The 24,031-nt window shown below is 72.0% G+C and carries 21 protein-coding genes, 1 tRNA gene, 1 pseudogene and 1 riboswitch; of the genes and pseudogenes, 17 read left to right on the plus strand and 6 right to left on the minus strand.

Annotation, left to right across the window (positions count from 1 at the left end):
• Positions 1–3 precede the first annotated feature (3 nt).
• A complete protein-coding gene (locus ACIP94_RS15250) occupies positions 4–1,578 on the minus strand; it encodes an IucA/IucC family protein (protein ID WP_402424860.1) in 1,575 nt (524 codons plus the stop codon).
• Between the two features lie 410 nt (positions 1,579–1,988).
• Between ACIP94_RS15250 and ACIP94_RS15255 the strand changes: the two genes are divergently transcribed.
• The 3 genes from ACIP94_RS15255 (at position 1,989) to ACIP94_RS15265 (ending at position 6,354) form a co-directional block, all read left to right on the plus strand.
• Positions 1,989–2,753 (plus strand): response regulator transcription factor, encoded by a 765-nt coding sequence (locus tag ACIP94_RS15255; RefSeq protein WP_402424863.1) that lies wholly within the window; start codon positions 1,989–1,991, stop codon positions 2,751–2,753.
• Complete coding sequence (locus tag ACIP94_RS15260; RefSeq protein ID WP_402424866.1) at positions 2,750–4,159, plus strand: sensor histidine kinase; 1,410 nt, start codon at positions 2,750–2,752, stop codon at positions 4,157–4,159. Before ACIP94_RS15255 ends, ACIP94_RS15260 begins: the two co-directional genes overlap by 4 nt.
• Before the next feature lie 530 nt (positions 4,160–4,689).
• Positions 4,690–6,354 (plus strand): alkaline phosphatase family protein, encoded by a 1,665-nt coding sequence (locus ACIP94_RS15265; RefSeq protein WP_402424869.1) that lies wholly within the window; start codon positions 4,690–4,692, stop codon positions 6,352–6,354.
• A gap of 271 nt (positions 6,355–6,625) precedes the next feature.
• On the opposite strand, the gene ACIP94_RS15270 is transcribed toward ACIP94_RS15265, so the two are convergent.
• Positions 6,626–6,699: transfer RNA gene (locus ACIP94_RS15270), tRNA-Pro, on the minus strand.
• A 100-nt stretch (positions 6,700–6,799) separates the two neighbouring features.
• Between ACIP94_RS15270 and ACIP94_RS15275 the strand changes: the two genes are divergently transcribed.
• A complete protein-coding gene (locus tag ACIP94_RS15275) occupies positions 6,800–7,324 on the plus strand; it encodes a DUF309 domain-containing protein (RefSeq protein ID WP_402424872.1) in 525 nt (174 codons plus the stop codon).
• A gap of 57 nt (positions 7,325–7,381) precedes the next feature.
• Positions 7,382–8,152, plus strand: coding sequence for a precorrin-6A synthase (deacetylating) (gene cobF / locus ACIP94_RS15280; protein ID WP_402424875.1), 771 nt, complete (start codon positions 7,382–7,384; stop codon positions 8,150–8,152).
• Between the two features lie 21 nt (positions 8,153–8,173).
• Here the strand turns inward: cobF and ACIP94_RS15285 are convergent, their stop codons facing one another.
• A complete protein-coding gene (locus ACIP94_RS15285) occupies positions 8,174–8,920 on the minus strand; it encodes a cobalt-precorrin-6A reductase (RefSeq protein WP_402424878.1) in 747 nt (248 codons plus the stop codon).
• 75 nt (positions 8,921–8,995) lie between these two features.
• On the opposite strand from ACIP94_RS15285, the gene ACIP94_RS15290 reads away from it, so the two are divergent.
• A complete protein-coding gene (locus tag ACIP94_RS15290) occupies positions 8,996–9,775 on the plus strand; it encodes a TIGR01458 family HAD-type hydrolase (RefSeq protein WP_402424881.1) in 780 nt (259 codons plus the stop codon).
• Between the two features lie 15 nt (positions 9,776–9,790).
• On the opposite strand, the gene ACIP94_RS15295 is transcribed toward ACIP94_RS15290, so the two are convergent.
• The 3 genes from ACIP94_RS15295 to ACIP94_RS15305 form a co-directional block, all read right to left on the minus strand.
• Positions 9,791–10,564, minus strand: a complete 774-nt coding sequence (locus tag ACIP94_RS15295) for a sulfite exporter TauE/SafE family protein (protein WP_402424884.1) — start codon at positions 10,562–10,564, stop codon at positions 9,791–9,793.
• Positions 10,565–10,712: 148 nt separating this feature from the next.
• Complete coding sequence (locus tag ACIP94_RS15300; protein WP_402424887.1) at positions 10,713–11,030, minus strand: DUF6980 family protein; 318 nt, start codon at positions 11,028–11,030, stop codon at positions 10,713–10,715.
• 123 nt (positions 11,031–11,153) lie between these two features.
• Entirely contained in the window at positions 11,154–12,341 is a 1,188-nt protein-coding gene (locus ACIP94_RS15305; protein WP_402424890.1) for a thiolase family protein, read from the minus strand.
• 144 nt (positions 12,342–12,485) lie between these two features.
• On the opposite strand from ACIP94_RS15305, the gene ACIP94_RS15310 reads away from it, so the two are divergent.
• The 11 genes and pseudogenes from ACIP94_RS15310 (at position 12,486) to ACIP94_RS15360 (ending at position 23,799) form a co-directional block, all read left to right on the plus strand.
• Positions 12,486–12,740: a WhiB family transcriptional regulator gene (locus ACIP94_RS15310; RefSeq protein WP_402424893.1), complete on the plus strand. Its 255-nt coding sequence runs from the start codon at positions 12,486–12,488 to the stop codon at positions 12,738–12,740.
• Positions 12,740–13,200: pseudogene (locus tag ACIP94_RS15315) on the plus strand (Dps family protein); the annotation flags it as partial. The gene ACIP94_RS15310 and the pseudogene ACIP94_RS15315, both read left to right, overlap by 1 nt.
• A gap of 109 nt (positions 13,201–13,309) precedes the next feature.
• Complete coding sequence (locus ACIP94_RS15320; protein WP_402424896.1) at positions 13,310–13,648, plus strand: DUF3140 domain-containing protein; 339 nt, start codon at positions 13,310–13,312, stop codon at positions 13,646–13,648.
• Between the two features lie 7 nt (positions 13,649–13,655).
• Positions 13,656–14,312 (plus strand): endonuclease, encoded by a 657-nt coding sequence (locus tag ACIP94_RS15325; protein WP_402424899.1) that lies wholly within the window; start codon positions 13,656–13,658, stop codon positions 14,310–14,312.
• A 406-nt stretch (positions 14,313–14,718) separates the two neighbouring features.
• Positions 14,719–14,813: riboswitch (TPP riboswitch) on the plus strand.
• Positions 14,805–16,235 (plus strand): purine-cytosine permease family protein, encoded by a 1,431-nt coding sequence (locus ACIP94_RS15330; RefSeq protein ID WP_402424902.1) that lies wholly within the window; start codon positions 14,805–14,807, stop codon positions 16,233–16,235. Its footprint overlaps the riboswitch before it by 9 nt.
• Positions 16,232–17,029, plus strand: coding sequence for a bifunctional hydroxymethylpyrimidine kinase/phosphomethylpyrimidine kinase (gene thiD / locus ACIP94_RS15335; protein WP_402424905.1), 798 nt, complete (start codon positions 16,232–16,234; stop codon positions 17,027–17,029). Before ACIP94_RS15330 ends, thiD begins: the two co-directional genes overlap by 4 nt.
• Positions 17,030–17,276: 247 nt before the next feature.
• A complete protein-coding gene (locus ACIP94_RS15340; protein WP_402424974.1) occupies positions 17,277–18,533 on the plus strand; it encodes an arsenic transporter in 1,257 nt (418 codons plus the stop codon).
• Between the two features lie 192 nt (positions 18,534–18,725).
• Positions 18,726–20,165, plus strand: coding sequence for an NADP-dependent phosphogluconate dehydrogenase (gene gndA / locus ACIP94_RS15345; RefSeq protein WP_402424908.1), 1,440 nt, complete (start codon positions 18,726–18,728; stop codon positions 20,163–20,165).
• Positions 20,166–20,672: 507 nt separating this feature from the next.
• The gene (gene lpdA / locus ACIP94_RS15350; RefSeq protein WP_402424910.1) at positions 20,673–22,070 is read left to right on the plus strand and encodes a dihydrolipoyl dehydrogenase; all 1,398 of its coding nucleotides are present in this window, start codon (positions 20,673–20,675) and stop codon (positions 22,068–22,070) included.
• Between the two features lie 42 nt (positions 22,071–22,112).
• Positions 22,113–22,418, plus strand: a complete 306-nt coding sequence (locus tag ACIP94_RS15355; RefSeq protein ID WP_402424913.1) for a hypothetical protein — start codon at positions 22,113–22,115, stop codon at positions 22,416–22,418.
• A gap of 160 nt (positions 22,419–22,578) precedes the next feature.
• Positions 22,579–23,799, plus strand: coding sequence for a PP2C family protein-serine/threonine phosphatase (locus tag ACIP94_RS15360; protein ID WP_402424916.1), 1,221 nt, complete (start codon positions 22,579–22,581; stop codon positions 23,797–23,799).
• Positions 23,800–24,031: the final 232 nt, after the last annotated feature.

Raw genomic sequence — 24,031 nt, forward strand, 5'->3', positions numbered from 1 at the left:
GCATCAACGGCACAGCGCCAGGGGGTTGGGGACGGGCGTCCACTGGGCCTTGCCGGGGTTCTCGGCCAGGCGCATGGCGACGGTCGCCTTCAGCGGCGTCGTGTCGCCGAAGAACGCCGCCGCGTCCTCCTGGTCCGGCAGGTCGGCGTACACCTGGTGGCCGACGTCGGCCACCGCGCTCCACAGCGCCCGGGGATCGGCCGCCCGCGTCCGGCTGAGGACGTCGACCAACTCGCTGAAGACTCCGCTGATCAGGCCGCCGAACAGCTTGGTGTGCAGAGCGGCCACGTCATCGCCCGCTCGCGTGCCCAGCAACGGCGGCAGCGTGAAACCGCAGCGGGCCAGGCGGCGTGGGCTGACCCGCACGCCGTCCAGGTCCCGGTACAGCACCCGCACCGGCCGCCCGTCCCGCAGCACGACCAGGGTGTTCTGGCCGTGGGCCTCCAGCGCCACTCCCATGGAGAGCAGAGTCAGAGCGGGCGGCAGGACGAGCCCGGCGACATCCGCCAGCCAGCGCACCGGATCCCCCGACACCACGGCGGCTCCGGTCGCGTGGACGGCGGTGAGCGGAACCGCGATCTCTCCGGCGTCGAGGTGGCACTGGGTAGACTCCCGGATCATCGCGGCCAGGCTCTCGGAGGGCTGTCCGTCCACGCGCACCGCGCCGCCGCCCAGCTCCCGCAGGACGCGCAGGCTGCCGCGATACCCGGCCTTGTCGATGACGGCCGCGACCAGGTCGGACAGCGGGGGCCCGTCGGCGACCTCGGCCGGGGTGATGGTGCGCCGGTAGTTGGTGACCTGCACGTCGAGCGCCGTCTTGATGTGGCAGCCCGGCAGGACGTCCAGCGGGGCGAGGGTACGCAGCGACAGCAGCGGCCGGGCCGGGATCGTCTCCTCCACGACGGCCAGGTCGGGGTGGTGCGCGAGCACATGGTTCCGCTGCCAGGGGTGCAGCGGGAGGAGGAGCGTGTCGCCGTCACGCAATCGTTCCGGCCAGTCGCCGGCCCCCTGCCAGCGGTCGGCCGGGACACGGAGCAGCGCCAGCCGCACGACCGGGTGGTGCTCAGGAGCGTACGCGAGCACGTCGTCGATCGACATACCGGTGCGCGTCCTGCAGCAGGGATGCTGGGGGTGACCGTCGACCACCGCCTGCTCGGCATCCGCCGAATCCTTCAGGGGGACCCTTGCGCCGGCGTTCGCGGCCCTGGCCAGGGCCAGATTGACCACGCTGTTGTGCAGCTCGGCCGCCAGCCGCTCCGCCGCGGGGGTACGCAGGCCCAGCCGCGCCAGCAACTCCGCCGGCCCATGGATCGGCCCCTTCGGACCCGATACGGCGAAGTCGTCGGGCACCTCGGCGAACGGCCGCGCGCTGGACTCGGCCGCCGAGAGTGAACCGCCCCTCTGCAACTCGACCACGAGGGCGTCGGACTCCCGGCGGCGCCCGCTCACGCCGGGCAGGGGTTCTCGTACGAAGGCACCCCATAACCGGCCCAGCACGGTGGCGCGTGCCCCCGGCAGCGCGGTCATGAAGGGCTCCACCAGGTCCGGGCGCGTGCGACGCAGTTCATCAATGGGCATACGGTGTCCCTGGTGCTTGCGGTGGGAGGCTTGTCGGGTGGTGCCCCGGTGGCACCGGCCGTACAACCGACGCTACGGGACGACGATCAAGCGGATTGCCAGAGCACATACAGCGGCGATCCCGGATTCCTCCGATGAAGCGCTCTTCCGCCCACGCCTCCACCCGGTTCCGCCGAGAAGACATTTCATTTGATGCGGCCTGACCCTGGATCGGTTCTCGGCCCTCACCTGGGAGGGTGCACACCGGCGTCCGCGGCCTTAACTCTCGGCTTACTCCCCGCTGTCCATGTCCTGGATGTCGTCCTCGCTCTGTGCTTCAGCGGTTACGCCGACCGTGGAGGATCACCGGCTCGGGGGAGGCTACGGCGTTTACACCACACCCTTCGGCCAAGGTCTGTGAGCCTTTCGGCATGCATGTCTTGCTGATCGAAGACGACGACCGGGTGGCCGGACCCTTGGCGGAGGGACTGCGCCGTTTCGGATTCAGCGTCGAGCACGCCGGAAACGGGGCCGACGGCCTCGCCGCGCCGGAGGCGGAGATGGTGCTGCTGGACCTGGGGCTGCCCGACATGGACGGCATCGACGTCTGCCGTGCCCTCCGTTCCCGCTCGTCCGTACCGATCATCATGATCACTGCGAGAGACGACGAGGTGGACCGGGTACTCGGTCTTGAGCTGGGCGCGGACGACTACGTCTCCAAGCCGTTCGGCGTCAGGGAGCTCGTCGCCCGGATCCGCGCCGTGACACGCCGCGCCCGACCCCCCGCGCCGGCTACCCCGCGTGAGGAGCCGCAGCCCTCGGATGATCTGGCACAACGACCTGGGACGTCCCGCATCCAGCGGATCGGCCCCCTGACCATCGACCATCGCACTCGGCGGGTACACCTGCGCCAGGCGCCCATCACTCTCGCGCCCAAGGAGTTCGACCTGCTCGTCTGCCTCGCCGAAGACCCCGGGGCGGTGTGCTCCCGCCAGCAGATTCTCGACACGGCGTGGGAACCGAACTTCTTCGGCCCCACCAAGACCCTGGACGTCCACATCGCGGCGCTGCGCCGCAAACTCGGTGACTCCTCCTGGATCGAGAACATCCGCGGAATCGGCTTCCGCCTGGTCCCGCCGGCAACCGCCAAAACCACGTCCGCCGCAGAGCCGGCGCGCGGCGGAGGGCCGCGGTGACGCGTCGCATCCTGCTCAGCCATCTGAGCCTGATACTGCTCGTCCTGCTCGCGCTCGAAGTGCCGTTCGGCATCTTCTACGCCCGCAGCGAGCTGTCCCGCTTCTCCCATACGGCGCAGCAGGGGGCGATGACGCTCGCCGAGGTCTGCGAGGACAAGATGGAGCACGGACTGACGGCCGACCTGCCCGAACTGGCCCGCGCGTACGCGCAGCGAACCGGCAGCCGCGTGCTCGTCGCCGACCACAAGGGCGCTGTCCTCGCCGACACCGGTGCCCGTCTCCCGGTCGGCAGGCACCTGTCCGACGAGCCCGACATCTCCACCGGGCTGCGCGACCAGCCCGCCGTCAGCACCCGCAGCGACCCGTCCACCACCGGAGGGGTCCTCTCCGTCACCGTGCCCGGTGGCTCCGACGCCACCGTCGCCTGCGTGGTGCGAACGGTGTATGCGCTGGATCCGCTCAAGGCGAAGGTCCGCGCTACCTGGCTGGCCCTCGCCGCCGTCGGGCTGGGGGTCCTGGCCGCCGTCTCCCTGATCGGCTTCGCTCTCGCCCGCTCGATCACCCGTCCCGTCCAGGCCCTGGAACGCGCCACCGCACAACTCGCCGAAGGACGGATCAGCGATCCACCGGCCACCGATCACGGGCCGCCGGAACTACGCCGGCTCGCCGCGTCGTTCACGAGAACCGCGACCCGGCTCCAGCACCTGCTCCAGGCTCAGCAGGCGTTCGCCTCCGAGGCGTCCCACCAGCTGAAGACCCCCCTGACCTCACTACGCCTGCGCCTGGAGAACTTCGAGCCGCACCTCGCCCCCTGCGCCCAGGACAGCCTCGACCAAGCACTCGGGGAGCTGGAGCGGCTCAGTCGTATGGTGCAGGGGCTGCTCGCGCTCGCCCGGCTGGAGAACTCCGCGATCAGCCCGGAGGCGGTCGACCTCAACACCGTCGTCGCCGATCGCGCGGCCATCTGGGCAGCCTTCGCCGACGAGCAGCAGGTCGACATCATCGTCTCCGGGGCCACAGGCGTTCGCGTGTGGGCGGTCCCGGGAGCACCGGAGCAGATCATCGACAACCTGCTCTCCAACGCACTGCGCGTGTCCCCGCCGGGAACCGCCATCACGCTGGCAACCGTCACCCGCGCGAGGGAAGGCACCCGCACCCCGCCCATGACGGAGCTGCATGTGATCGACCAAGGCCCCGGCATGTCCGAGGCCGAACGGCACAGGGCCTTCGACCGGTTCTGGCGGGCCGCCGACGCCGACCACGACGGCACGGGCCTCGGTCTGCCGATGGTCCGGCAACTCACCCACGCCTGCGGTGGCGAGGTCGCCCTGGAGGCAGCCCCCGGCGGTGGGCTCGACGCCGTCGTCCGCCTTCAGCCCGTCGAGAGCCGGCCTCACGGGGAGTGACCGGATACCTCCACAGCAAGGTCGCCGCCGGCGGCCTTCGGCTTCCTCCCCGAGGCCCGAGGGTTTCCCACTCGGTCGGCGCGGAGGCGAGCAGGCGGTCCGTGCATCACTGAGCGTGAGCGTGACTGACGCGAGCTCGGGCGCAGGCGCTGAAACTACCGCGTCGTTGACAGTACTTGCCGACGGGGTGTGGGGGGCGACCCCCGTGCACCCCGGCATGCGGCCCCTCTTCGTCGGCCGAGCGTGCCGACGGCACCGTCGCGCCTGCGCTGACAGGGTCGCTGCCCGCCATGTTCAATGTCTTCTCAACGTCTTCTCAACGTCTTGGGTCGACACGTCGTGCAGGCTGGTCGAGGCCAGTGCCCGCTTCACTTCCGCCGCTCCAGCGCCACGGGCCCACGGTCTTCTGTGGAGGGGTGAATACGGCGGGTTTGTCAAATGTTCAGGTTCCGGTGGTTGTTGGGACAGAACCGGCGGCTAGTCATGTACCGCATCGCTGCCCGCGTCATCAGTAGCAACTGGAGTGAGTTGTGAACCGCCGATCCATACGACTGGCCGCCGCCCTCGGTGTCGCCATGACCCTCGCCGGAGGCACGCTCGCCGCCGCGTCGGAGCTCACCGGCTCCTCCGCCGCGCCGCAGAAGCCGGCGGCCGCCAAGCACGTCCTCCTGCTGTCCGTTGACGGCCTGCACCAGTCGGATCTGGCCTGGTACGTCGCCCGCCACCCCGGCTCCGCGCTGGCCCGACTGGTGAACGGTGGTGTGCACTACGCCAACGCGCACACCACCATCCCCTCGGACTCCTTCCCGGGCATGACCGCCCAGGTCACCGGCGGCGGCCCGGGTACCACCGGCATCTACTACGACGACGTGTACAACCACGCCCTGCTCCCGGCCGGGACCACCCACTGCAAGGGCGTCAAGCCCGGCGTCGAGGTGGACATGACCGAGGACCTGGACAAGAACAAGGCTTCCCTGGATGCCGGTCAGGGCCTGAAGAACCTGCCCGGCAGCATCCTGCAGATGACTGGACGGCCGCAGAGCCTGCTCGACCCGAGCAAGCTGCCCGTCGACCCCACGACCTGCAAGCCGGTCTACCCGCACTCGTACCTGCAGGTGAACACCGTCTTCAACGTGGCCCGCAAGGCCGGCCTGCGCACCGCCTGGTCGGACAAGCACATCGCCTACGACATCCTCAACGGCCCTTCGGGTACAGGCATCCAGGACCAGTTCTCCCCGGAGATCAACAGCGACGCAGGCGGCTACCCGGCCGGGAACGACTGGACCACCGACAACAAGGCGACCGAGCAGTACGACGGTTACAAGGTCAAGGCAGTCATCAACGAGATCGACGGCTACGACCACAGCGGCAGTCACAAGGTCGGCACCCCGGCGATCTTCGGCATGAACTTCCAGTCGGTCTCCACCGCGCAGAAGCTGCCCTCCTCCGAGGGCCTCAAGGGCGGCTACGCCTCCAAGGGCATCCCCGGCCCGCTGCTGCAGAAGAACCTCGACTACGTCAACACCGAGGTCGGCGCGATGGTCAAGGAGATCCGGGCCAAGGGTCTGGCCTCCAGCACGGACATCATCCTGTCCGCCAAGCACGGCCAGTCGCCCACCGACCCCACGGCGCTGACCCGCATCGACGACGGTCCGCTGCTCGACGGGCTCAACGCCGCCTGGAAGAAGAAGCACTCGGGCGCCGGCGACCTCGTCGCGCACTCCGTGGACGACGACGGCATGCTGCTGTGGCTGAACGACCGCTCCGCCGAGGCCACCTCGTTCGCCAAGCAGTACCTGCTGTCGCAGAGCGGCAAGGGTACCGACATCAACGGCAAGCCCACCAAGTCCTTCACCAACAGCGGGCTCAGCAGGGTCTACGCGGGCAGGGAGGCGGCCGAGTACTTCGGCGTCAAGCCCGGTGACGCCCGGGTCCCGGACCTGTTCGGCATCGCCAAGTACGGCGTGGTCTACACGGGCGGCACCAAGAAGATCGCCGAACACGGCGGCGCCCACGCTGACGACCTGAACGTCCCGCTCGTCATCTCCGGCGCAGGCACCCCCGCGGGCGTGACCAGGTCTGCTCAGGTCGAGACCACCCAGATCGCCCCGACGATCCTGTCCCTCCTGGGTCTGAACCCCCACAACCTGCAGGCCGTCCAGAAGGACCACACCCAGGTCCTGCCGGTCCGTTGACCCTCGGCAATCCGTGACCCCGGCACGGGTGGGCGCACGCGGAACGGCGTGCCCCCACCCGTGCTCATTCGAGGGCGCCGAGTGCTGATGCGCGACGGTCTGATGGCAGGGCGCAGAGCTGCTACGACCGGCACCGCCGCTGGTCCGGGGACGGCCAATGGGAGAGGATCTTCCGGGGTCAAAGTCGCTGGTCCCCGGCTGGTCCCCAAAAACGATCAAGGGCCGGTTTCGGAATCCTCCGTAACCGGCCCTGACCTGCGACTCTCACAAGTCGGGACGACAGGATTTGAACCTGCGACCCCTTGACCCCCAGTCAAGTGCGCTACCAAGCTGCGCCACGTCCCGGTGCGCTTCCCGCGGTGGTCCGCGTGACCGCGCGGACAGAACTTTACCCCACGCCGGGGGCTGCCCCGAAGGAGACGGGCGGCGGAGGGACAATCGGGGTATGAACGACGCATCGGAGACGGGCGCGGGCCGAGGGCGCGACCGGGACACGGAGGGACGGGCCCGCAACGCCCGGCCACGGGACGGGCTGGGGCGGCCGCTGCCCTATGGTGCGCCGGGCGTGGCGCGTCAGCCGGAGGGTGTCGTACGGACCCCGCAGAACACCGTCAGCGAGGCCCAGGCGCTGCTGGACGCCGGACGGCCGTTCCATGCGCACGAGGTCTTCGAGGACGCCTGGAAATCGGGGCCCGCCAAGGAGCGCGCCCTGTGGCGCGGACTCGCCCAGCTCGCGGTCGGCCTCACCCACGCGGCCCGTGGCAACGCGACGGGCGGTGCCCGGCTGCTGCGGCGCGGTGCCGGGGCGGTCGAGGAGTGGGCGAGCGAGACCGGTGAGGACCGGCCGTACGGCATGGACGTGGCCCAACTCGCCGCCTGGGCAAGAGAGTCGGCGGCGGTCGTGGAGCGGGCGGCGGTTCCGGTGGACGCGCGGGCATGGGCGCCCCGGCTGCGTGGGCGGCAGTCGTAGGCGGACCGGGGCGGGGGCGTGCGCGGGTCTCCGGTGACGTACGGCAGACTCGGGGGCGTGCGAACGATTCATGTCATCGGCATCGGGGCGGGCGACCCCGACCATCTGACCCTCCAGGCGGTCAAGGCGCTGAAGAGCACGGACGTGTTCTTCGTGCTTGACAAGGGCGAGGTGAAGTCGGACCTCGTGCGGCTGCGCCGTGACATTCTCGACGCACATCTGCCCGAGGGGGCGTACCGCCTGGCCGAGGCACGTGACCCCGAGCGCGACCGGACCGCGGGCGGCAGCGCCTACTCCCCCGCCGTCGGTGACTGGCGCTCGGCGCGCGCCGACATCTACGAGCGGCTCATCGCCGAGGAGCTGGGCGAGGACGACACCGGCGCCTTTCTCGTCTGGGGCGACCCCGCGCTCTACGACAGCACGCTCGGCATCCTGGAGGAGGTCCTGTCCCGCGGCGCGGTGTCGTTCTCGTACGACGTCATCCCGGGGATCAGCAGCGTCTCCGCGCTCGTCGCCAAGCACCGCACGGGGCTCAACCGGGTGGCCCGGCCCGTGCAGATCACCACCGGGCGCCGCCTCGCGGAGGGCTTCCCGGAAGGGGTCGACGACGTGGTCGTCATGCTCGACGCCCACCAGACCTTCCGGCAGTACGCGGACCAGGACATCGACATCCACTGGGGCGCGTACATCGGCACGCCGGACGAGATCCTCGTCTCCGGCCCCCTGGCCGAGACGGCGGAGCGCATCGAGCGGCTGCGGGCCGAGGCCAGGGAACGCAAGGGCTGGATCATGGACACGTATCTGCTGCGCAGGCACCCGCGGGACTGAGCCGGGACCCGGCCGCCCCCCTCACCCGGCGGCGAGCCCCAGCCGCGCGAGTGCCGTGGGCACGTCCGGAACCGCCGTGACGCCCTCGGGCAGGGGCGGACGCCGTACGACGACCACCGGGAGCCCCCGTTCCCGTGCCGCCGTCAGCTTGGCCGCCGTCGCCGCTCCCCCGCTGTCCTTCGTCACCAGCACCTCGATGCGGTGCTCGCGCAGCAGCGCGCTCTCGTCCTCGACCGTGAAGGGCCCGCGGGCGAGCAGCACGTCCGTGTCCGGCGGCATGGGCGGCCCGGGCGGCTCCACCGACCGTACGACGAAGTGGAGGTCCGTCAGATGGGCGAAGGCGGCGAGGCCCAGTCGGCCCGTGGTGAGGAACACCCGCCTGCCGAGCCGCGGCAGCAGCGCGGCCGCGCCGGCGAGCGAGGCCGCCTCGTGCCAGTGGTCACCGGGGCCCGCCCGCCAGCCGGGCCGGCGCAGTACCACGGCGGGGACACCGGTGGCCGCGGCGGCCCGGGCCGCGTTCGCGGTGATACCGGCGGCGAACGGGTGCGTGGCGTCGACCAGCGCGTCCGCCCGCTGAGCGCGCAGCCACCCGGCCAGCCCCTCGGCGCCGCCGAACCCGCCGATCCGCACGTCCCCGTCGAGCGTCCCCGGCCGGGACACCCGCCCGGCCAGGGACGTCGTCACCCGCACGCCGGAACGGGCCGCGAGCGCGGCGGCCAGTTCACGTGCCTCGGTGGTACCGCCGAGGACCAGGACATGGAGGGACATGGCCACGAGGGTACGGGCTGCCCGGTGTCCCGTTGCCTCGCGGCGGGCGGGCGCTCCGGTCGCTAGGGTCCTGGCATGGATGCAGTGCGTGCCGTCCTGATCGACATCGACGGCGTCCTCACCGTCTCGTGGCGGCCCCTGCCGGGCGCGGTCGAGGCGCTGCGGGAGATCCGCGCGTCGGGTCTGGCCGTCGCCCTGGTCACCAACACGACGTCCCGCACCCGCGCGTCGGTCGCCGAGACCCTCTCCGAGGCCGGTTTCCCGGTGTCCGCGGAGGACATCGTCACCGCGCCCTCCGTCACCGCCGGGTATCTCGCCGACCGCCGGCCGGGCGCGCGGTGCTCGCTGCTCAACAGCGGTGACATCCGGGCGGACCTGATCGGGATCCCGGTCGTCGACGACGAGGACACCGTCCCGGACATCGTGCTCCTCGGCGGGGCCGGACCCGAGTTCGACTACGCGGCGCTCAATCGCGCCTTCGGTCATCTCCAGCGGGGCGCGCGGCTGGTCGCCATGCACCGCAATCTGTACTGGCGCACGGACCGGGGGCTCCAGCTCGACTCGGGGGCGTTTCTGCTCGGGCTGGAGCGGGCCGCGGGGGTCGAGGCCGAGGTCACCGGCAAGCCGTCGCCCGCGTTCTTCGAGGCGGCGCTGTCCCGCCTCGGGGTCGGCGCGGACCAGGCACTCATGGTCGGCGACGACATCGAGAACGACGTGCTCGCGGCCCAGCGCGCCGGGATCACCGGGGTCCTCGTCCGGACCGGCAAATACCGGCCGGAGACCCAGCGGGGCGCGAGCGGCGAGCCCGACCATGTCCTCGACTCCTTCGCGGACCTCCCCGCGCTGCTGCGCTAGCGCGGCGGTCGTCGCTCAGCGCAGCAGCAACTGGGCCGCGCCCACCACGGTGGCCACGATCACCAGTTGCTCGAACAGGCGCTGGTTGATGCGGTTCACCGCCCACCGCCCGATGAACGCGCCCGGCACCACGAACACCGCGAGCACCGCGTCCAGCAGCAGTGAGCGGCCGTCGATCAGGCCGAGGCCCGCGCTGAAGGGCACCTTGGAGACGTTGACGATCAGGAAGAAGAAAGCCGAGGTGCCGAGGAAGCCCAGCTTGCGAAAGCCCGCGGACAGGAGATACATCGACATCACCGGCCCGCCGGCGTTCGCGACCATCGTGGTGAAGCCGCCGAGGACGCCGTAGGAGCGGGCCTTGATCCGGCCGGCGTGGGTGGTCACCGCGTCCGGGTCCCCCTGCCGGTCGGCGGTGCGGCGACGCCATACGGTGACTGCCGTCATCAGCAGCAGGATGGCGCCGATCGACGTCCGTACGACCCCGTCGTCCGCCCATATCAGGAACAGGGTGCCCAGGACGACGCCCACGGCGACCGCCGGGAACAGGCGCCACAGAGTGGGCCAGTGGGCGTGCCGCCGGTAGGTGAGGACCGCGAGGACATCGCCGGCGATGAGCACGGGCAGCAGCACGCCGGTGGAGGCACGGGCGGGCAGCACCGCGGCGAAGACCGCGAGGCTGACGGTGTTGGCGCCGCTCACGGCGGTCTTGGAAAAGCCGACGATCATGGCCGCGAAGGCCAGCGCGGCGAAGCCCCATCCCGATATGTGCCAGAGCGTCATCGTGTTCATACGGGCACCGACGCTCCGCCCGCGCATCCGGCCGTCTCGGGGGCGTCCCACCGGGCGGGCCGGTGCGCGGGGGCGGACCACCGTCCCAGGGCCGCCGCCCGTACTCCCGCGCCCCGCACGGGGGTTGCCGTAGGGGCGGCGGCACGCATCACAGGCTCCGGCCCGACGCGCCGAGCCGGCGGTCGTCCTGGAATTCGTCGGGGATCTCGTCGCCCCACGGATCGATGGCGCGGCTCTCCAGCTCCTCGAACCACCGGTCCCGCTGGGACTCGGGCAGCCGCTGTCCGCACCACGGACAGAAGTCGATGGCGATGCTCGACGTCCCGCCGTCGTGGACGACGAGCCCGTACTCCTGGAACCTCGCGGTGAACAGGATCAGTGCGTCCGGGCAGGCGAAAGGGTCGTCGTGCCGCTCGCAGCGCCGGTTCACCCGGTCCGTCATCGCCGCACAGCAGTGTCGGGCCATCGCCTCGGCTCTCGTCGATCGTTCGTGTCGTCGCAGTAGATCACGGCTGCGACGGTCGCCGAGCGGGGGCCCGTGGTCCCCCTCGTCCACCGGCGCCGCGCCGGGGCGCGCTGAGCCCTGCCCCTACGGGCGTTCGACGAGCACCGTGCTGCCCTGCCCGACCCCCACGCACATGGTGGCGAGCCCACGGGACGCCCCGGTGCGGCGCATCCGGTGCAGCAGGGTCGTCAGGATGCGTGCGCCCGAGCAGCCGAGCGGGTGCCCGAGCGCGATGGCGCCGCCATCCGGGTTGACCAGCTCCCGGTCGATGCCGAGTCGGTCGACGCAGGCGAGGGTCTGGGCGGCGAACGCCTCGTTGAGTTCGGCCTCCTCGATGCCGCCGATCGTCCAGCCGGCCCGGGCGAGGGCCTTCTCGGTGGCGGGGACGGGCCCGATGCCCATCACATCCGGGTGGACGCCGGCCGACGCGCCCGCGACATAGCGGCCGAGGGACTCGAGGCCGAGCTCCTCGAGGACCTCCTCGCTGACGAGGAGGAGGCCGGCGGCACCGTCGTTCATGGGCGAGGCGTTGCCCGCGGTGACGGTGCCGTCCTGACGGAAGACCGGCTTGAGGCGGGCGAGTTTCTCGTACGAGGTGTCCTCGCGCACGCATTCGTCGGCGGCGACCACGACCCCGTCCGGCCGGGTCACGGGCAGCAGCTCACCGTCGAACCACCCGTTCTTGCGGGCGTCCGCGGCCCGCCGGTGGCTGCGCAGCGCGAACTCGTCCTGACGGTCTCGCCCGATGCCGTACCGCTCCGCGACCTCCTCGGCGGTCTCCCCCATGGAGAGCAGCCCGTGGAGGTCCTTCATCGCGGGGTTGACCAGGCGCCAGCCGAGACGGGTGTCGTAGGTCTCGATGCGGGGCGGCAGCGCCTCGTCGGGGCGGGGCAGCACAAAGGGGGCGCGGCTCATGGACTCGGAGCCGCCCGCGAGCACGATGTCGGCCTCGCCCGCGGCGATCGTGCGGGCGGCTGTCGTCACCGCCTCCAGGCCGGAGGCGCACAGCCGGTTGACCGTGGCGCCCGGGACGGATGCGGGCAGCCCGGCGAGGAGGGCGGCCATGCGGGCGACATTGCGGTTGTCCTCGCCTGCCTGGTTGGCGGCGCCCCAGTAGACGTCGTCGATACGGGCCGGGTCGAGGCCGGGCGCCTCGGCGACCAGGGCGCGGATCACCGAGGCGGCGAGGTCGTCGGGCCGTACGGGGGACAGGGCGCCACGCAGCTTGCCGATGGGGGTGCGGCGGGCTGCCGCGAAGTGGACGGTACGCACGACGGGACTCCTGATCGGCCTCAACCATTAATTAGCACCGCTAGTTTTGAACTATAGACCGACGACGGCCCACCGGGAAGCTCCCCGCTCGCAGCCGGTCATCCACAGGGTTTCACCCCATCCGCCCCGGGCACCCGGGCGGCCATGGAGTGGTTGCGGTACGCGGCATGCGAGGGCGAGGACCCCGACCTGTTCTTCCCGGTCGGGACCACGGGGCCGGCACTGGAGGAGACCGCCGCAGCCAAGCGCATCTGCGGCCGGTGCCCGGTGATCGGCGAGTGCCTGGACTGGGCGCTGCGCAGTGGGCAGACGGCGGGTGTGTGGGGCGGAACGGGCGAGAAGGAACGTGCCGAACTGCTCCGGACCGGGAGGCACCGGACGACAAGGAGAAGCGCGTGATGACCGTGGTGCGCAGCATGCTGCCCGAGTCCGCACGCCGGTCACGGGGGACACCCTGCAGGAGACCCTGGTGGGTCTGCTCGCGCTCTCGCTCGTCGGAAGGCAGGCCCACTGGAACATCGTCGGACCGGGGTTTCGTTCGGTCCACCGCCAACCGGACGACGTGGCGGCCACGGCACGTTCGTACGCCGACACGGTGGCCGAGCGGGCCGCCGCGCTCGGCGTCCCGCCGGGCGGGCGGCCGGAGACCGTCGCGTCCGCCTTGGGTCCGCCGGGCGTGAAGGACGGCCGACCGCGCGATACGGACGTCGTGCGGCTGACGGCGGAGTCGCCGGAGACGGCGACCGGACGGCCGCGCGGACGGATCGACGCCACGGAGAAGGCCGATCCGGTCACCCAGGATCTGCCGATCGGCCTCTCCGCGGAGCCGGGGAGGCAGCACTGGACGTTCGAGGCCGAACCGGCCGCTGGAGGACTGAAGCACCGGGCGGCCCGGCCCGCCGACGAGGGCGGGACCGGCCGACGGGGGCGAAGAGAGACCGGCCGACGAGGGAGGAGAGGAGTACGTCATGACCGACGCCTTGGAGATGGACGCGCTGTGGGACGAGTTCCACCGCGTGGTGAACATGACCTCCCAGGAGCTCGCGGCCTGGCTGCGGGTCCGGGACGCGGGTGAGGACACCGAGCCGCTGCCCGAGCGGGCGGGCACGCCGACCGGGCGGCACGTCCTCGCGATCCTGCAGAAGCGGCGCACGGACCTGACCGACGACGACGTCCAGGTGATGCGCGAGGTGGTGGAGACCGTGACCGACCGGCAGGACCTGGAGAACGAGCCCGAGGCCGAGGACGACGAGCGGCGCCACCGCTTGATGACCATCGGCCACGACCCGCTCAAACCGGGGAGGTGAGACGGCCGTGCCCCGCCGCGGCAAGGCGGACCGTGTCGTCGCGGAACTGGTCGGCGAGCACGGGCGCACCTATGTCGAGGAGGCCGGCATCCCGCTGAAGGACGCCCCGCAGCCGCTCTACCGGCTGCTGCTCATGGCCCTGCTGCTCAGCGCCCGCATCCGTACCTCGATCGCCCTCGAGACGGTGCGGGCGCTACAGGAGGCGGGTCTGCGGGATCCGCGGCGCATGGCCGGGGCCGACTGGCAGGAGCGCGTGGACGCGCTGGGGCGGGGCGGCTACCGGCGCTACGACGAGCGCACGGCGACTCAGCTCGGGAAGGGGGCCGAGCTGCTGACGGAGCGTTGGGGCGGCGATCTGCGGCGGATGCGCAAGGAGGCGGACGGAGACGTGGCGGCGCTGCGCCGGCTGCTCCAGGAGATACCGGGGATGGGGCCGGCCGGCGCCGACATCTTCCTGCGGGAGGTACAGCGGGTCTGGCCGGAGGTGGGGCCGTATCTGGACGACAAGGCCCTGTCCGGGGCGGAGCGGCTCGGCCTGCCCAAGGAGCCGCGGCGGCTGGTGCGGCTCGCCGGAGACACCGAACCCGCGGTGCTGTCGGCCGCGTTGGTGCGTGCGGCCCTGGACAAGAAGGTGGCGCAGGAGGTCCTGGAACACGCTGCCTAGGGTCCGCCCAGGGTTCGTCGTGCACACACACGCTCCGGTGACAGATCGCGGAGTTCGCCGCGGCGGGCGGCCTCACCGGCGCCTGGGTCCGGCTCGTGCGCGGCGGCACCCTGCCCGCCAAGGGCGGCGACGCACTGGTCTGCGACGAGAACGCGGTCACGAACAGCCGCGAGGTGGTCGACACGATCCTCTACCGGGGCGGCAAGCTCGTCTCGCCGACCGCCACCCCGCACCACGACCAACCCCGCCACGACCAACCTCGGCAGCCGCCTGGCGGGCGGCACCACTCGGCTTCCTCCGCACCCGGCGCTGACGCCGCAGGACGCGGGGAGCGAGGGGCCGCTGCCGGAGCCGGCACCGGCCCTTGCGTATGGCGCATCCCGGGGCTCGGGTTAATCTTGCCGCCGTACCGGACACGGGGTGCCCCCACTCGGGGCTGAGATCACACCCGTCGAACCTGAACCAGTTCGTACTGGCGGAGGGATGTCTTTCATGCCATTGGCGCATGTTCCCGGCGGGCTGCCCGCCGACGGCCCGCGCACCGTCTTCGACGGCCGGATGCCCAGCGCTCCCGGCGATCTTCGGGTGGAGGGGCACGGCATCGCGCCCGTCCCCGAGACCCATCGCTACGGCAGCGCGGGCCGGCTGTTCACCGTGTGGTTCGCGCCCAATCTGACCATGACCGGTGTGTTCACCGGCACCATAGGCATCGCGCTCGGCCTCGACTTCACCACCGCGCTCGCCGCCGTCGTCCTCGGCACGGTGCTCGGCGCGGTGCCCACCGCCTATCTGAGCACCTGGGGCAGCCGCACCGGCGCCGGTCAGCTCCCGCTCGCCCGGCTCGCGTTCGGGCGTGCGGTGGCCCTGCCCGGTGTGCTGCAGTGGCTGTCGTCGATCGCCTGGGACGCGCTGATCGGGCTCTTCGGCGGGGACGCGCTGGCGCGGCTGTGCGGCTGGCCGTTCTGGCTGGGTGTCCTTGTCGTCATGCTGGCGCAGGGAGCCCTCGGAGTCCTCGGCTACGAGGCAATCCACCGCCTCCAGATCGTCATGACCTTCGTGCTCGCGGCCGCCTTCGCGCTGATCGCGCTGCGGATGACCGGCAGCGTCCGGGTGGCCTCGACGGGCAGCGCGCACGGCGCCGACCGGGCGGGCGCCTTCGTGCTCACCAGCACCATCGCTCTCAGCCTGGCCCTGTCCTGGGCCCCGTACGCCAGCGACTTCAGCCGCTATCTGCCACGCACCACCTCCCGGTCCCGGATGTTCTGGTGCACGCTGCTCGGGATCGTGGTGTCCTTCGTGGCCGTCCAGGTCCTCGGGCTGTGGGGCGCGTCCGCGCTGACCGACCAGACGGCCGCCGGAGTGAACACGCTGCTGGGCGGGGGCACGGCGGGCGCCTTCGGGCTGCTGGCCGTGGCGCTGGCGGCGCTGTGCAGCAACGCGATGAACGACTACAGCGGCTCGCTGGCGCTGCAGACCGTGGGCGTGCGCATGCCGCGTCCGGCGGCGGCCGCGCTCGCCGTGGTGCTCGGCTTCCCGCTGGTGCTGTGGATGCACGCGGCCGACACGACGGCCCGCTTCCAGAACGTCCTGCTGTTCGTGAGCTACTGGATCCCCGGGTTCGTGGCGATCGTGCTCGTGGACTGGCTCGCCCGGCGCGGCGGCGACATCGACCTCGCCGCCGAGGCCGCCCGGCCCCGGCCGGCATGGCCGCCGGTGCTGGCGTTCGCCGTCGCCTTCGCCGCGGCGGTGCCGTTCATGGACACCGGCCTGTATGTGGGCCCGGTCGCCCACGCGCTGCACGGCGCCGACCTCTCGTACTACGTGGCGTTCGTGGTGGCGCTCGCGGTGTACGCACCCCTGCGCGTCCGACAGGCCCGAGATGGTGGAAGGACCAAAGAGACCCGAGAGGAGGGTCGCGCATGACCGCGCCGCCCCGTGTGCTCACGATCGCCGGATCCGACTCCGGCGGTGGTGCCGGGATCCAGGCCGACCTCAAGACGATGCTGGCGCTCGGCGCGCATGGAATGAGCGTGATCACCGCCGTCACCGCGCAGAACTCCGTCGGCGTGCAGGGCGCCTGGGAGCTGCCCGCGGAGGCGGTCCGCGCACAGTACCGCAGCGTCGTCGACGACATCGGCGTCCAGGCGGTCAAGACGGGCATGCTCGCCTCACCCGCGCTGGTCACCACGGTGGCCGACCTCCTCACCGACGTGTCGGCCCCGGTGGTCGTGGACCCGGTCAGCGTCTCCAAGCACGGGGACCGGCTGCTCGCCGACGACGCCCTGGACGCCGTACGCGCCCGGCTGCTGCCGCTCGCCACGGTCACCACGCCCAATCTGGACGAGGTCGCGGAGCTGACCGGCCTGCGGGTGACCGACGAGCCGGGGATGCGCCGGGCGGCGGCGCGTCTGCTGTCGTACGGGCCCCGGTGGGTCCTGGTGAAGGGCGGGCATCTGCCCGGGGCGGCCGTGGACCTGCTGACGGACGGCCGAGAGGAGCACTGGCTGCGCGCCGAGCGCCACGACAACCGGCACACCCACGGCACGGGCTGCACCCTCGCCTCGGCCGTCGCGGTCGGGCTCGCCCAGGGCCTCCCCGTGCCCGAGGCCGTGCGCCGGGCCAAGGAGTACGTCACGGCGGCCATCGCGGCGGGCTTCGCACTGGGCGCCGGCGTCGGGCCGGTGGACCACGGGTGGCGGCTGCGGGGGCTTGGCTGAGGGGTAGCGGGGGCGGTGGAGGGCGCACGGGTGCCTGCCGCGCCTTGCAACCGGGGAGCGCTGACGGCCCGGCGTGCCGGAGCCGACCGCCCGGTCCGGGGGCCGGAGCCGACCGCCCGGCCCGGTGTGCGGACGTCCGCCGTTCAGCCTGGTGTGATGGACCGGCTGACCGGCCTGGTGTGATGGAAGGGCGGCATCGCTCCCGCTCGAAGGCCCTCCAGGCCCCGCTCAAGGAAAGGACCGTGCCCTGAACACCCCGCTCGCCGAGGCCCTCTCCGTCCTCCTGCTCATCGCCGTGCTGGCCGGCGCGGTGGTCCGTCCCTTCGGGCTGCCGGAGGCGGTCGTGGCGGTTCCCGCCGCCGGGATCGCGGTGGCGACCGGAGCGCTGTCGCTGGACCACGCGCGGGCCGAGGCGGGGCGCCTGGGGCCGGTGGTCGGTTTTCTGGCCGCCGTCCTGGTGGTGGCGCACTTCTGCGACACGGAGGGCCTGTTCCGGGCCTGCGGCGCGTGGATGGCGCGCTGGGCGGCGGGCCGTCCCGGCCGGCTGCTGACCGCCGTCTTCGCGCTCGCCTCGGTGATCACCGCGGTGCTCAGCCTGGACGCCACGATCGTGCTGCTCACCCCCGTGGTGTTCGCGACGGCGGCCCGGATGGGCGCACGCCCGAAGCCGCATCTGTACGCCTGCACGCATCTGTCGAACACGGCCTCGCTGCTGCTGCCGGTCTCCAACCTCACCAACCTGCTCGCGTTCGGCGCGGCCGGGCTGAGCTTCACCCGCTTCGCCGCCCTGATGGCCCTGCCGTGGCTGGTGGCCATCGGGGCCGAGTATGTCGTCTTCCGGCACTTCTTCCGTCGTGACCTGGCGGCCGGTGCCACGGCCGAGGGGCCAGGCGAAACGCCGCAGCCACCGCTGTTCGCGCTGGTGACCGTCGCCTGCACGCTCGCCGGTTTCGTGGTCGCCTCGGCGGTCGGCATCGACCCGGCGTGGTCGGCGCTGGGTGGTGCGCTGGTCCTCGCCGGCCGTGCGCTCGTCCGGCGCAAGGCCACCCCGCTCACGGTGGTGCGGGCGGCGGCACCGTCCTTTCTGGCCTTCGTGCTGGCCCTGGGGATCGTGGTGCGCGCCGTCGTGGACAACGGGCTCTCGGACGCCCTCGGCCGGCTGATCCCGGGCGGTACGGGACTTCCCGCCCTGCTGGGGGTCGCGGCCCTGGCGGCCCTGCTGGCCAACCTGATCAACAATCTCCCGGCGGTCCTGGTCCTGCTGCCGCTGGCCGCCCCGTCCGGGCCCGGCGCGGTGCTGGCCGTGCTGCTCGGTGTGAACATCGGCCCCAATCTGACCTACGCCGGATCGCTGGCCACGCTGCTGTGGCGGCGCATCGTCCATCAGCACAGCCATGGCGTGGATCTCAGGGAGTTCACCCGGCTCGCGGCGATCACGGTGCCGACCGCCCTGGCGGGGGCGGTGGTGGCGCTGTGGGCCTCCCTCCACGTCGTCGGGACGTGAGCACCGCCTCCGCCCCGCCCCTCGGGCCACACCTCACGTCCGGCCGCCGCGCAGATCCCGCCCTCCCCGGTGAGCAACCGGTGCCCCGTCGTCCGTACTTGACCGGTACAGCGGCACATGCCGTACCGAGCGACATCCGCCGCACCCGCCGGACGCGCGGGCAGGGGCGGATCCGGACCCAAGGAGCACAGCATGCAGGCGACCGCCCAGATCGGCGTCACCGGACTCGCGGTGATGGGCCGTAACCTGGCCCGGAACTTCGCCCGGCACGGGTACACCGTCGCCGTGCACAACCGCACCCCGACCAGAACCAAGGCACTGGTCGAGGAGTTCGGGCACGAGGGGGCGTTCGTGGCCGCCGAGACGGCCGAGGACTTCGTGGCGGCGCTGGAGCGCCCCCGCCGCCTCATGATCATGGTGCAGGCGGGCGCGGCCACCGACGCGGTGATCGAGGAGTTCGCCCCGCTTCTGGAACCCGGCGACATGATCATCGACGGCGGCAACGCGCACTTCGCGGACACCCGGCGCCGTGAGCGGTCCCTGCGCGAGCGCGGCATCCACTTCGTCGGCGCGGGTGTCTCCGGAGGCGAGGAGGGCGCGCTCAACGGGCCGAGCATCATGCCCGGAGGTTCACCGGAGTCGTATGCCGCGCTCGGTCCCATGTTCGAGAAGATCAGCGCGAAGGTCGACGGCGAGCCGTGCACGACGCATGTCGGCACGGACGGCGCCGGGCACTTCGTGAAGATGGTGCACAACGGGATCGAGTACGCCGACATGCAGCTCATCGGCGAGGCCTACGACCTGCTGCGCCAGGTCGCCGGATTCTCTCCGGCGGCGATCGCCGAGATCTTCCGCGAGTGGAACAAGGGGCGCCTTGACTCCTATCTGATCGAGATCACGGCCGAGGTGCTGTCCCACGTGGACGCGGCGACCGGCAACCCGTTCGTGGACGTGGTCGCCGACGCCGCCGGGCAGAAGGGCACCGGGCGCTGGACCGTGCAGACGGCGCTGGAGCTGGGCTCGCCGGTGACCGCCATCGCCCAGGCCACCTTCGCCCGCGCCGCCTCCGGCCAGTCCGCGCTGCGCGAGGCCTACCGCGGACTGCCCGGAGGCTCCGGCTCGGGCCTGACCCCGTACGAGGCCGAGCGCTTCACCGCGCAGGTGGAGCAGGCGCTGTACGCGTCGAAGCTGATCGCCTACGACCAGGGCTGGAAGATGATCCTGGACGCCGCCGAGGAGTTCGGCTGGACCATCGACCTCGGCGCGGTCGCCACCATCTGGCGCGGCGGCTGCATCATCCGGGCCGCCTTCCTCGACCGCATCCGCGCCGCCTACGCCGCCGACCCGGGCCTGGTGAGCCTGCTGTCGGACGAGGGCTTCGCGGCCGAGATCACGGACGCACAGGTGCCGTGGCGCGAGGTGGTCGCCGTCGCGGCCCGCCGGGGCGTGCCGGTGCCGGCGTTCTCGGCGGCGCTGTCGTACTACGACTCCCTGCGCGCCGAACGCCTTCCGGCCGCGCTCACCCAGGGCCAGCGCGACTACTTCGGCGCCCACACCTACCGGCGTGTCGACCGCGAGGGCAGCTTCCACACGCTGTGGGGCACGTCCGACCGCACCGAGACCCAGGCCTGAGCCGAACACCGGCCGACGGCTCGCTCCGCTCCCCCACGCAGGCCCGGCCGGGGGCCGGGCCTGCGTTCCTGTCCGTGACGCCCGGTTGCCATCGCCCGGTGAAGGAGGCGTACGGCGCCGGCGAGACGGCTTGGCGGTGTGCACGGTCCCGCCGGCCGCCGGGACCGTGATACGGGGGACCGAGGCGCTCTTCGACCTGCGAGCGCTCTTCGCCGATCCTGACGAGGCCGACGCCGAGTCCCGGCACGATCTCCATGCCTGCCGTCCTGCCAGGGACGGCGAACCGCCCCTGAGTTCATGTGCCGGCACCCGACCGGACCGCGTCGTCCGCCGCCTCCCCAGTCGTCTGTTCGGGTGCCGTCCGTGAGCCGGATCGGTTACCAGGCGTGGCCGCCTCCCGGACGGCTGTCGCGGGCCGGGCCAACGTTCCCTGCGGGGTGCGCTTGGGCTGACGGCCGGCTCCATCGACCTCGGCAACGTGCACTCCGTCAACCGTGAGGCCGGATCATGAACGCGGAATTCGATGTGGTGGTCCTGGGCGCGGGCCCGGGTGGGTATGTGGCCGCCATTCGGTGTGCCCAACTGGGGCTGAGAACCGCCATCGTCGAAGCACGGTTCTGGGGCGGGATCTGCCTGAACATCGGCTGCATCCCGGCGAAGTCCCTCCTCAGAAACGCGGAAGTGGCCCATCTCGTGCTGCGGGAGCGGGACACCTTCGGCGTGCGGATCGACGGTTCGGTGGGGCTCGACTACCGGGCGGCGTATCTCAGGAGCAGAAAGGTGGCCGACGGCCGGGCGAAAGGCGTCACCTATCTGATGCGCAAGAACGGCATCGCGCAGTACGAGGGGCAGGGATCCTTCGTCGACCCCCACACCCTGAACGTGCGGATGTCCGACGGGGAGGCCACCCTCACCTTCGCCCACTGCATCATCGCCACCGGCTCCACCGTGAAGCTGCTGCCGGGGACCCGCCTCGGCCGGCGCATCGTGACCTATGAGGAGCAGATCCTCTCCGACCACGTGCCCGCGAGCATCATCATCGCCGGAGCGGGCGCCATCGGAGTGGAGTTCGCCTACTTGCTGCGGGCCTATGGCGTCGACGTCACCCTGGTCGAGTTCTTCGACCGGATCGCTCCCCTGGAGGACGAGGAGGTCTCCGCGGAACTGGCCCGGCAGTTCCGCCGGCAGGGGATCACGGTGATGACGTCCACCCGCGTGGACTCGATGGAGGAGACGGCGGACGGCGTTCGCGTCGTCGTCTCGCGGGGCGGGCAGCAGAAGGTCCTGGAAGCGGACACGGTGCTCCAGGCGCTGGGCTTCCAGCCGCGCACGACCGGGTACGGGCTCGGGCAGGCGGGCGTCCGGCTCACGGACCGCGGCGCCATCGACGTCGACGCCCGGTGCCGTACCAGCCGGCCGCACATCTTCGCCATCGGCGACGTCACGGCGAAGCTCATGCTCGCCCATGCGGCCGAGGCGATGGGCATCGTCGCCGCCGAGACCATCGCCGGTGTGGAGACGATGGAACTCGACTACCGCATGATTCCCCGCGCCACGTTCTGCCGGCCCCAGATCGCCAGTTTCGGCTGGACCGAGAGGGAGGCCAGGGACGCGGGGTTCGACGTCCGTGTCGCGACGTTCCCCTTCACCGCGAACGCGAAGGCGCACGGCTTCGGCGAGACGGCCGGCTTTGTGAAGCTCATCAGCGACACGCGCCATGGCGAACTCCTGGGGGGCCATCTGATCGGCCCGGATGTCACCGAGCTGCTCCCGGAACTGACCCTGGCGCAGAAGTGGGATCTGACGGTGACCGAGCTGGTGAGGAACGTGCATGCTCACCCCACGCTGAGCGAGGCGGTCCAGGACGCGCTGCACGGCCTGGCCGGGCACATGATCAATCTGTGAGCGACAGCGGCGCGGTGGCGGGTGCCGGGGCCCCGCCCAACGGTGGAGAACACATGCGGCTTCCTGTACCCAGAGGGCGTACACCGCCGTCAGCGACACCCGGTCCTGCGCGACGAACGCGCGGTGCTGCCCGTTGCCGCCCACTCGTCCGCCCACCAGGTCACGCTCTCCCTGTCCAGCGTTCTCGGCGCGGGCGGGGTCCAGCAGATGCACGAGCCTCCCATGACCCCCGAAGAGCACCGGGCCCTGGTGGAGAGCGCCGAGGTCCTGCGCGAAGCCGCCGAACGGGCCCTTTCCGTAGGGACGTCCCGAGCCGTGCCTCCAGCCGATCGCGGCGCCTTCCGATGAGTACGGGGTTCGGTCGGCTCGGCGGTCCGGCCGCGCGGCAAGTACCGTTCCCTGGGGGCGTGTTCGGAGGGATGCAACACACGTGTTACCTCCGCGGAGTCGCCATGCGCTTAGGGTGGTGAACGTGGCGGGAGGTTTGGAGTCGTTTCGTGGGCCGGCGATGGCGGAGCCACCCGTGCCCGGCCCCGCGACCGAGCCGGGCAACGGCGTCCCGTCCCGGCTGAGTACGCTGCGCCAGGCCGCGGCGCGGATCGGCACCACGCTCGATGAGGACGCCACGTGCGCGGAGCTGGTCCGGGAGGTCGCCGGGCAGGTGGGTGGTGCGGCTGCCGTGCTGCGCGGCGGGCGCGAGTTCCGCTCGCAGTACGAGACCGCCGCGGGGAACCCGGCCCTGCTGCCCGGCCCCTGGCTGGTCGCGGCTGCGAGGCAGGAGGCGGCGGGCCGGCGGGAGAGCGGACTCCCGTATCCGGTGCCGGGGCACCCCGGGGTTGCGCTCTGCGTGCCGCTGGCCACGAACGCTCACTGCTACGGCGTGCTGGCGAGTGCCCGGGAGGGGACGCCGTTCACCCACGAGGAGAGGGAAGCCCTGGCGTTTCTCACCGAACGTGCCGCCTCCCACATCCGGCACGCCCGGGAGCATGACGCGGTGAGCGGCATCGTCGGCAAGCTCCAGCGTGCCCTGCTGTCGGCCCCCGGCCGGCCGCATCCCAACCTGGACGTGGCCATCCGCTACCTCCCCGTCGGGCAGAGCGCGCTGATCGGCGGAGACTGGTGCGAGACCGTCCGGCTGCACTTCGGCCGTACGCTGCTCGTGGTCGGCGATGTCATGGGCCACGGTCTGGAGGCCGCCGTCGACATGACCGCCTACCGCTCGTCCCTGCGCTACATCGCCTCCGCCGAACTGCCGCCGCACCGCGTACTGCGCCAGCTCGACGACCTCGCTGCCGGCGAGCCGGACCGCAGACCCGCGACCTGCCTCATCGCGCAGATCGACCCCAATCGGGGCCAGGTGACGATCACGAGCGCGGGCCACCTGCCCCCGGCCGTGATCGACGAGCGGGGCCGCGCCTCCCTGTTGCCCATACCGGTCGGCCCGCCTCTGGGCACCGGCCTGGGCGGCTATGAGCCGGTCACCTACCGGCTGGATCCGTCCCAGACGCTGGTCCTCTTCACCGACGGGCTCGTCGAGCGCCGCGGCGAGGACATCGACGGGTCCCTGCGCCGGCTCACCGAGGTCGGCTTCGAGGCCGCCTCCGGTATCGAGGACGTCCTGGACACGCTGCTCGCCCGCCTGGACGCCCGGCACGCGGAGGACGACGTCGCGGTACTGGCCGCCCGGTTGCACCATCGTTCGGTGCCGGCACGCGACGCGCAGACCTGAACCGTCGGCCTCGGGTCCGGAAGGCCGCCGGATCCCGCCGACCGACACGACCGGGGCCCTCCGAAGAGAGCCCCTGGCCCGCGGAAGCATCCGACTCACTGCCGGTACGACAGGATGTGAACCTGCGCCCCCTTGACCCCCAGGAGTGAGGGCCGGCCAGTAGATCCCGGCCGGGGGCCCGGCGAGCATCCCGGCACCAGGCCGTGGGCCGCGCTTGACCGGCGAGTGCACC

This window comes from Streptomyces sp. NPDC093261, from assembly GCF_044753645.1.
Lineage (GTDB): Bacteria > Actinomycetota > Actinomycetes > Streptomycetales > Streptomycetaceae > Streptomyces.

Coding starts and splice junctions, on each gene's coding strand:
- ACIP94_RS15250 (WP_402424860.1), bottom strand. CDS start 1,578: ATGCCCATTGATGAACTGCGTCGCACGCGCCCGGACCTGGTGGAGCCC.
- ACIP94_RS15255 (WP_402424863.1), top strand. CDS start 1,989: ATGCATGTCTTGCTGATCGAAGACGACGACCGGGTGGCCGGACCCTTG.
- ACIP94_RS15275 (WP_402424872.1), top strand. CDS start 6,800: ATGAACGACGCATCGGAGACGGGCGCGGGCCGAGGGCGCGACCGGGAC.
- ACIP94_RS15285 (WP_402424878.1), bottom strand. CDS start 8,920: ATGTCCCTCCATGTCCTGGTCCTCGGCGGTACCACCGAGGCACGTGAA.
- ACIP94_RS15290 (WP_402424881.1), top strand. CDS start 8,996: ATGGATGCAGTGCGTGCCGTCCTGATCGACATCGACGGCGTCCTCACC.
- ACIP94_RS15295 (WP_402424884.1), bottom strand. CDS start 10,564: ATGAACACGATGACGCTCTGGCACATATCGGGATGGGGCTTCGCCGCG.
- ACIP94_RS15300 (WP_402424887.1), bottom strand. CDS start 11,030: ATGGCCCGACACTGCTGTGCGGCGATGACGGACCGGGTGAACCGGCGC.
- ACIP94_RS15310 (WP_402424893.1), top strand. CDS start 12,486: ATGGAGTGGTTGCGGTACGCGGCATGCGAGGGCGAGGACCCCGACCTG.
- ACIP94_RS15320 (WP_402424896.1), top strand. CDS start 13,310: ATGACCGACGCCTTGGAGATGGACGCGCTGTGGGACGAGTTCCACCGC.
- ACIP94_RS15330 (WP_402424902.1), top strand. CDS start 14,805: ATGCCATTGGCGCATGTTCCCGGCGGGCTGCCCGCCGACGGCCCGCGC.
- thiD (WP_402424905.1), top strand. CDS start 16,232: ATGACCGCGCCGCCCCGTGTGCTCACGATCGCCGGATCCGACTCCGGC.
- gndA (WP_402424908.1), top strand. CDS start 18,726: ATGCAGGCGACCGCCCAGATCGGCGTCACCGGACTCGCGGTGATGGGC.
- lpdA (WP_402424910.1), top strand. CDS start 20,673: ATGAACGCGGAATTCGATGTGGTGGTCCTGGGCGCGGGCCCGGGTGGG.
- ACIP94_RS15360 (WP_402424916.1), top strand. CDS start 22,579: ATGGCGGAGCCACCCGTGCCCGGCCCCGCGACCGAGCCGGGCAACGGC.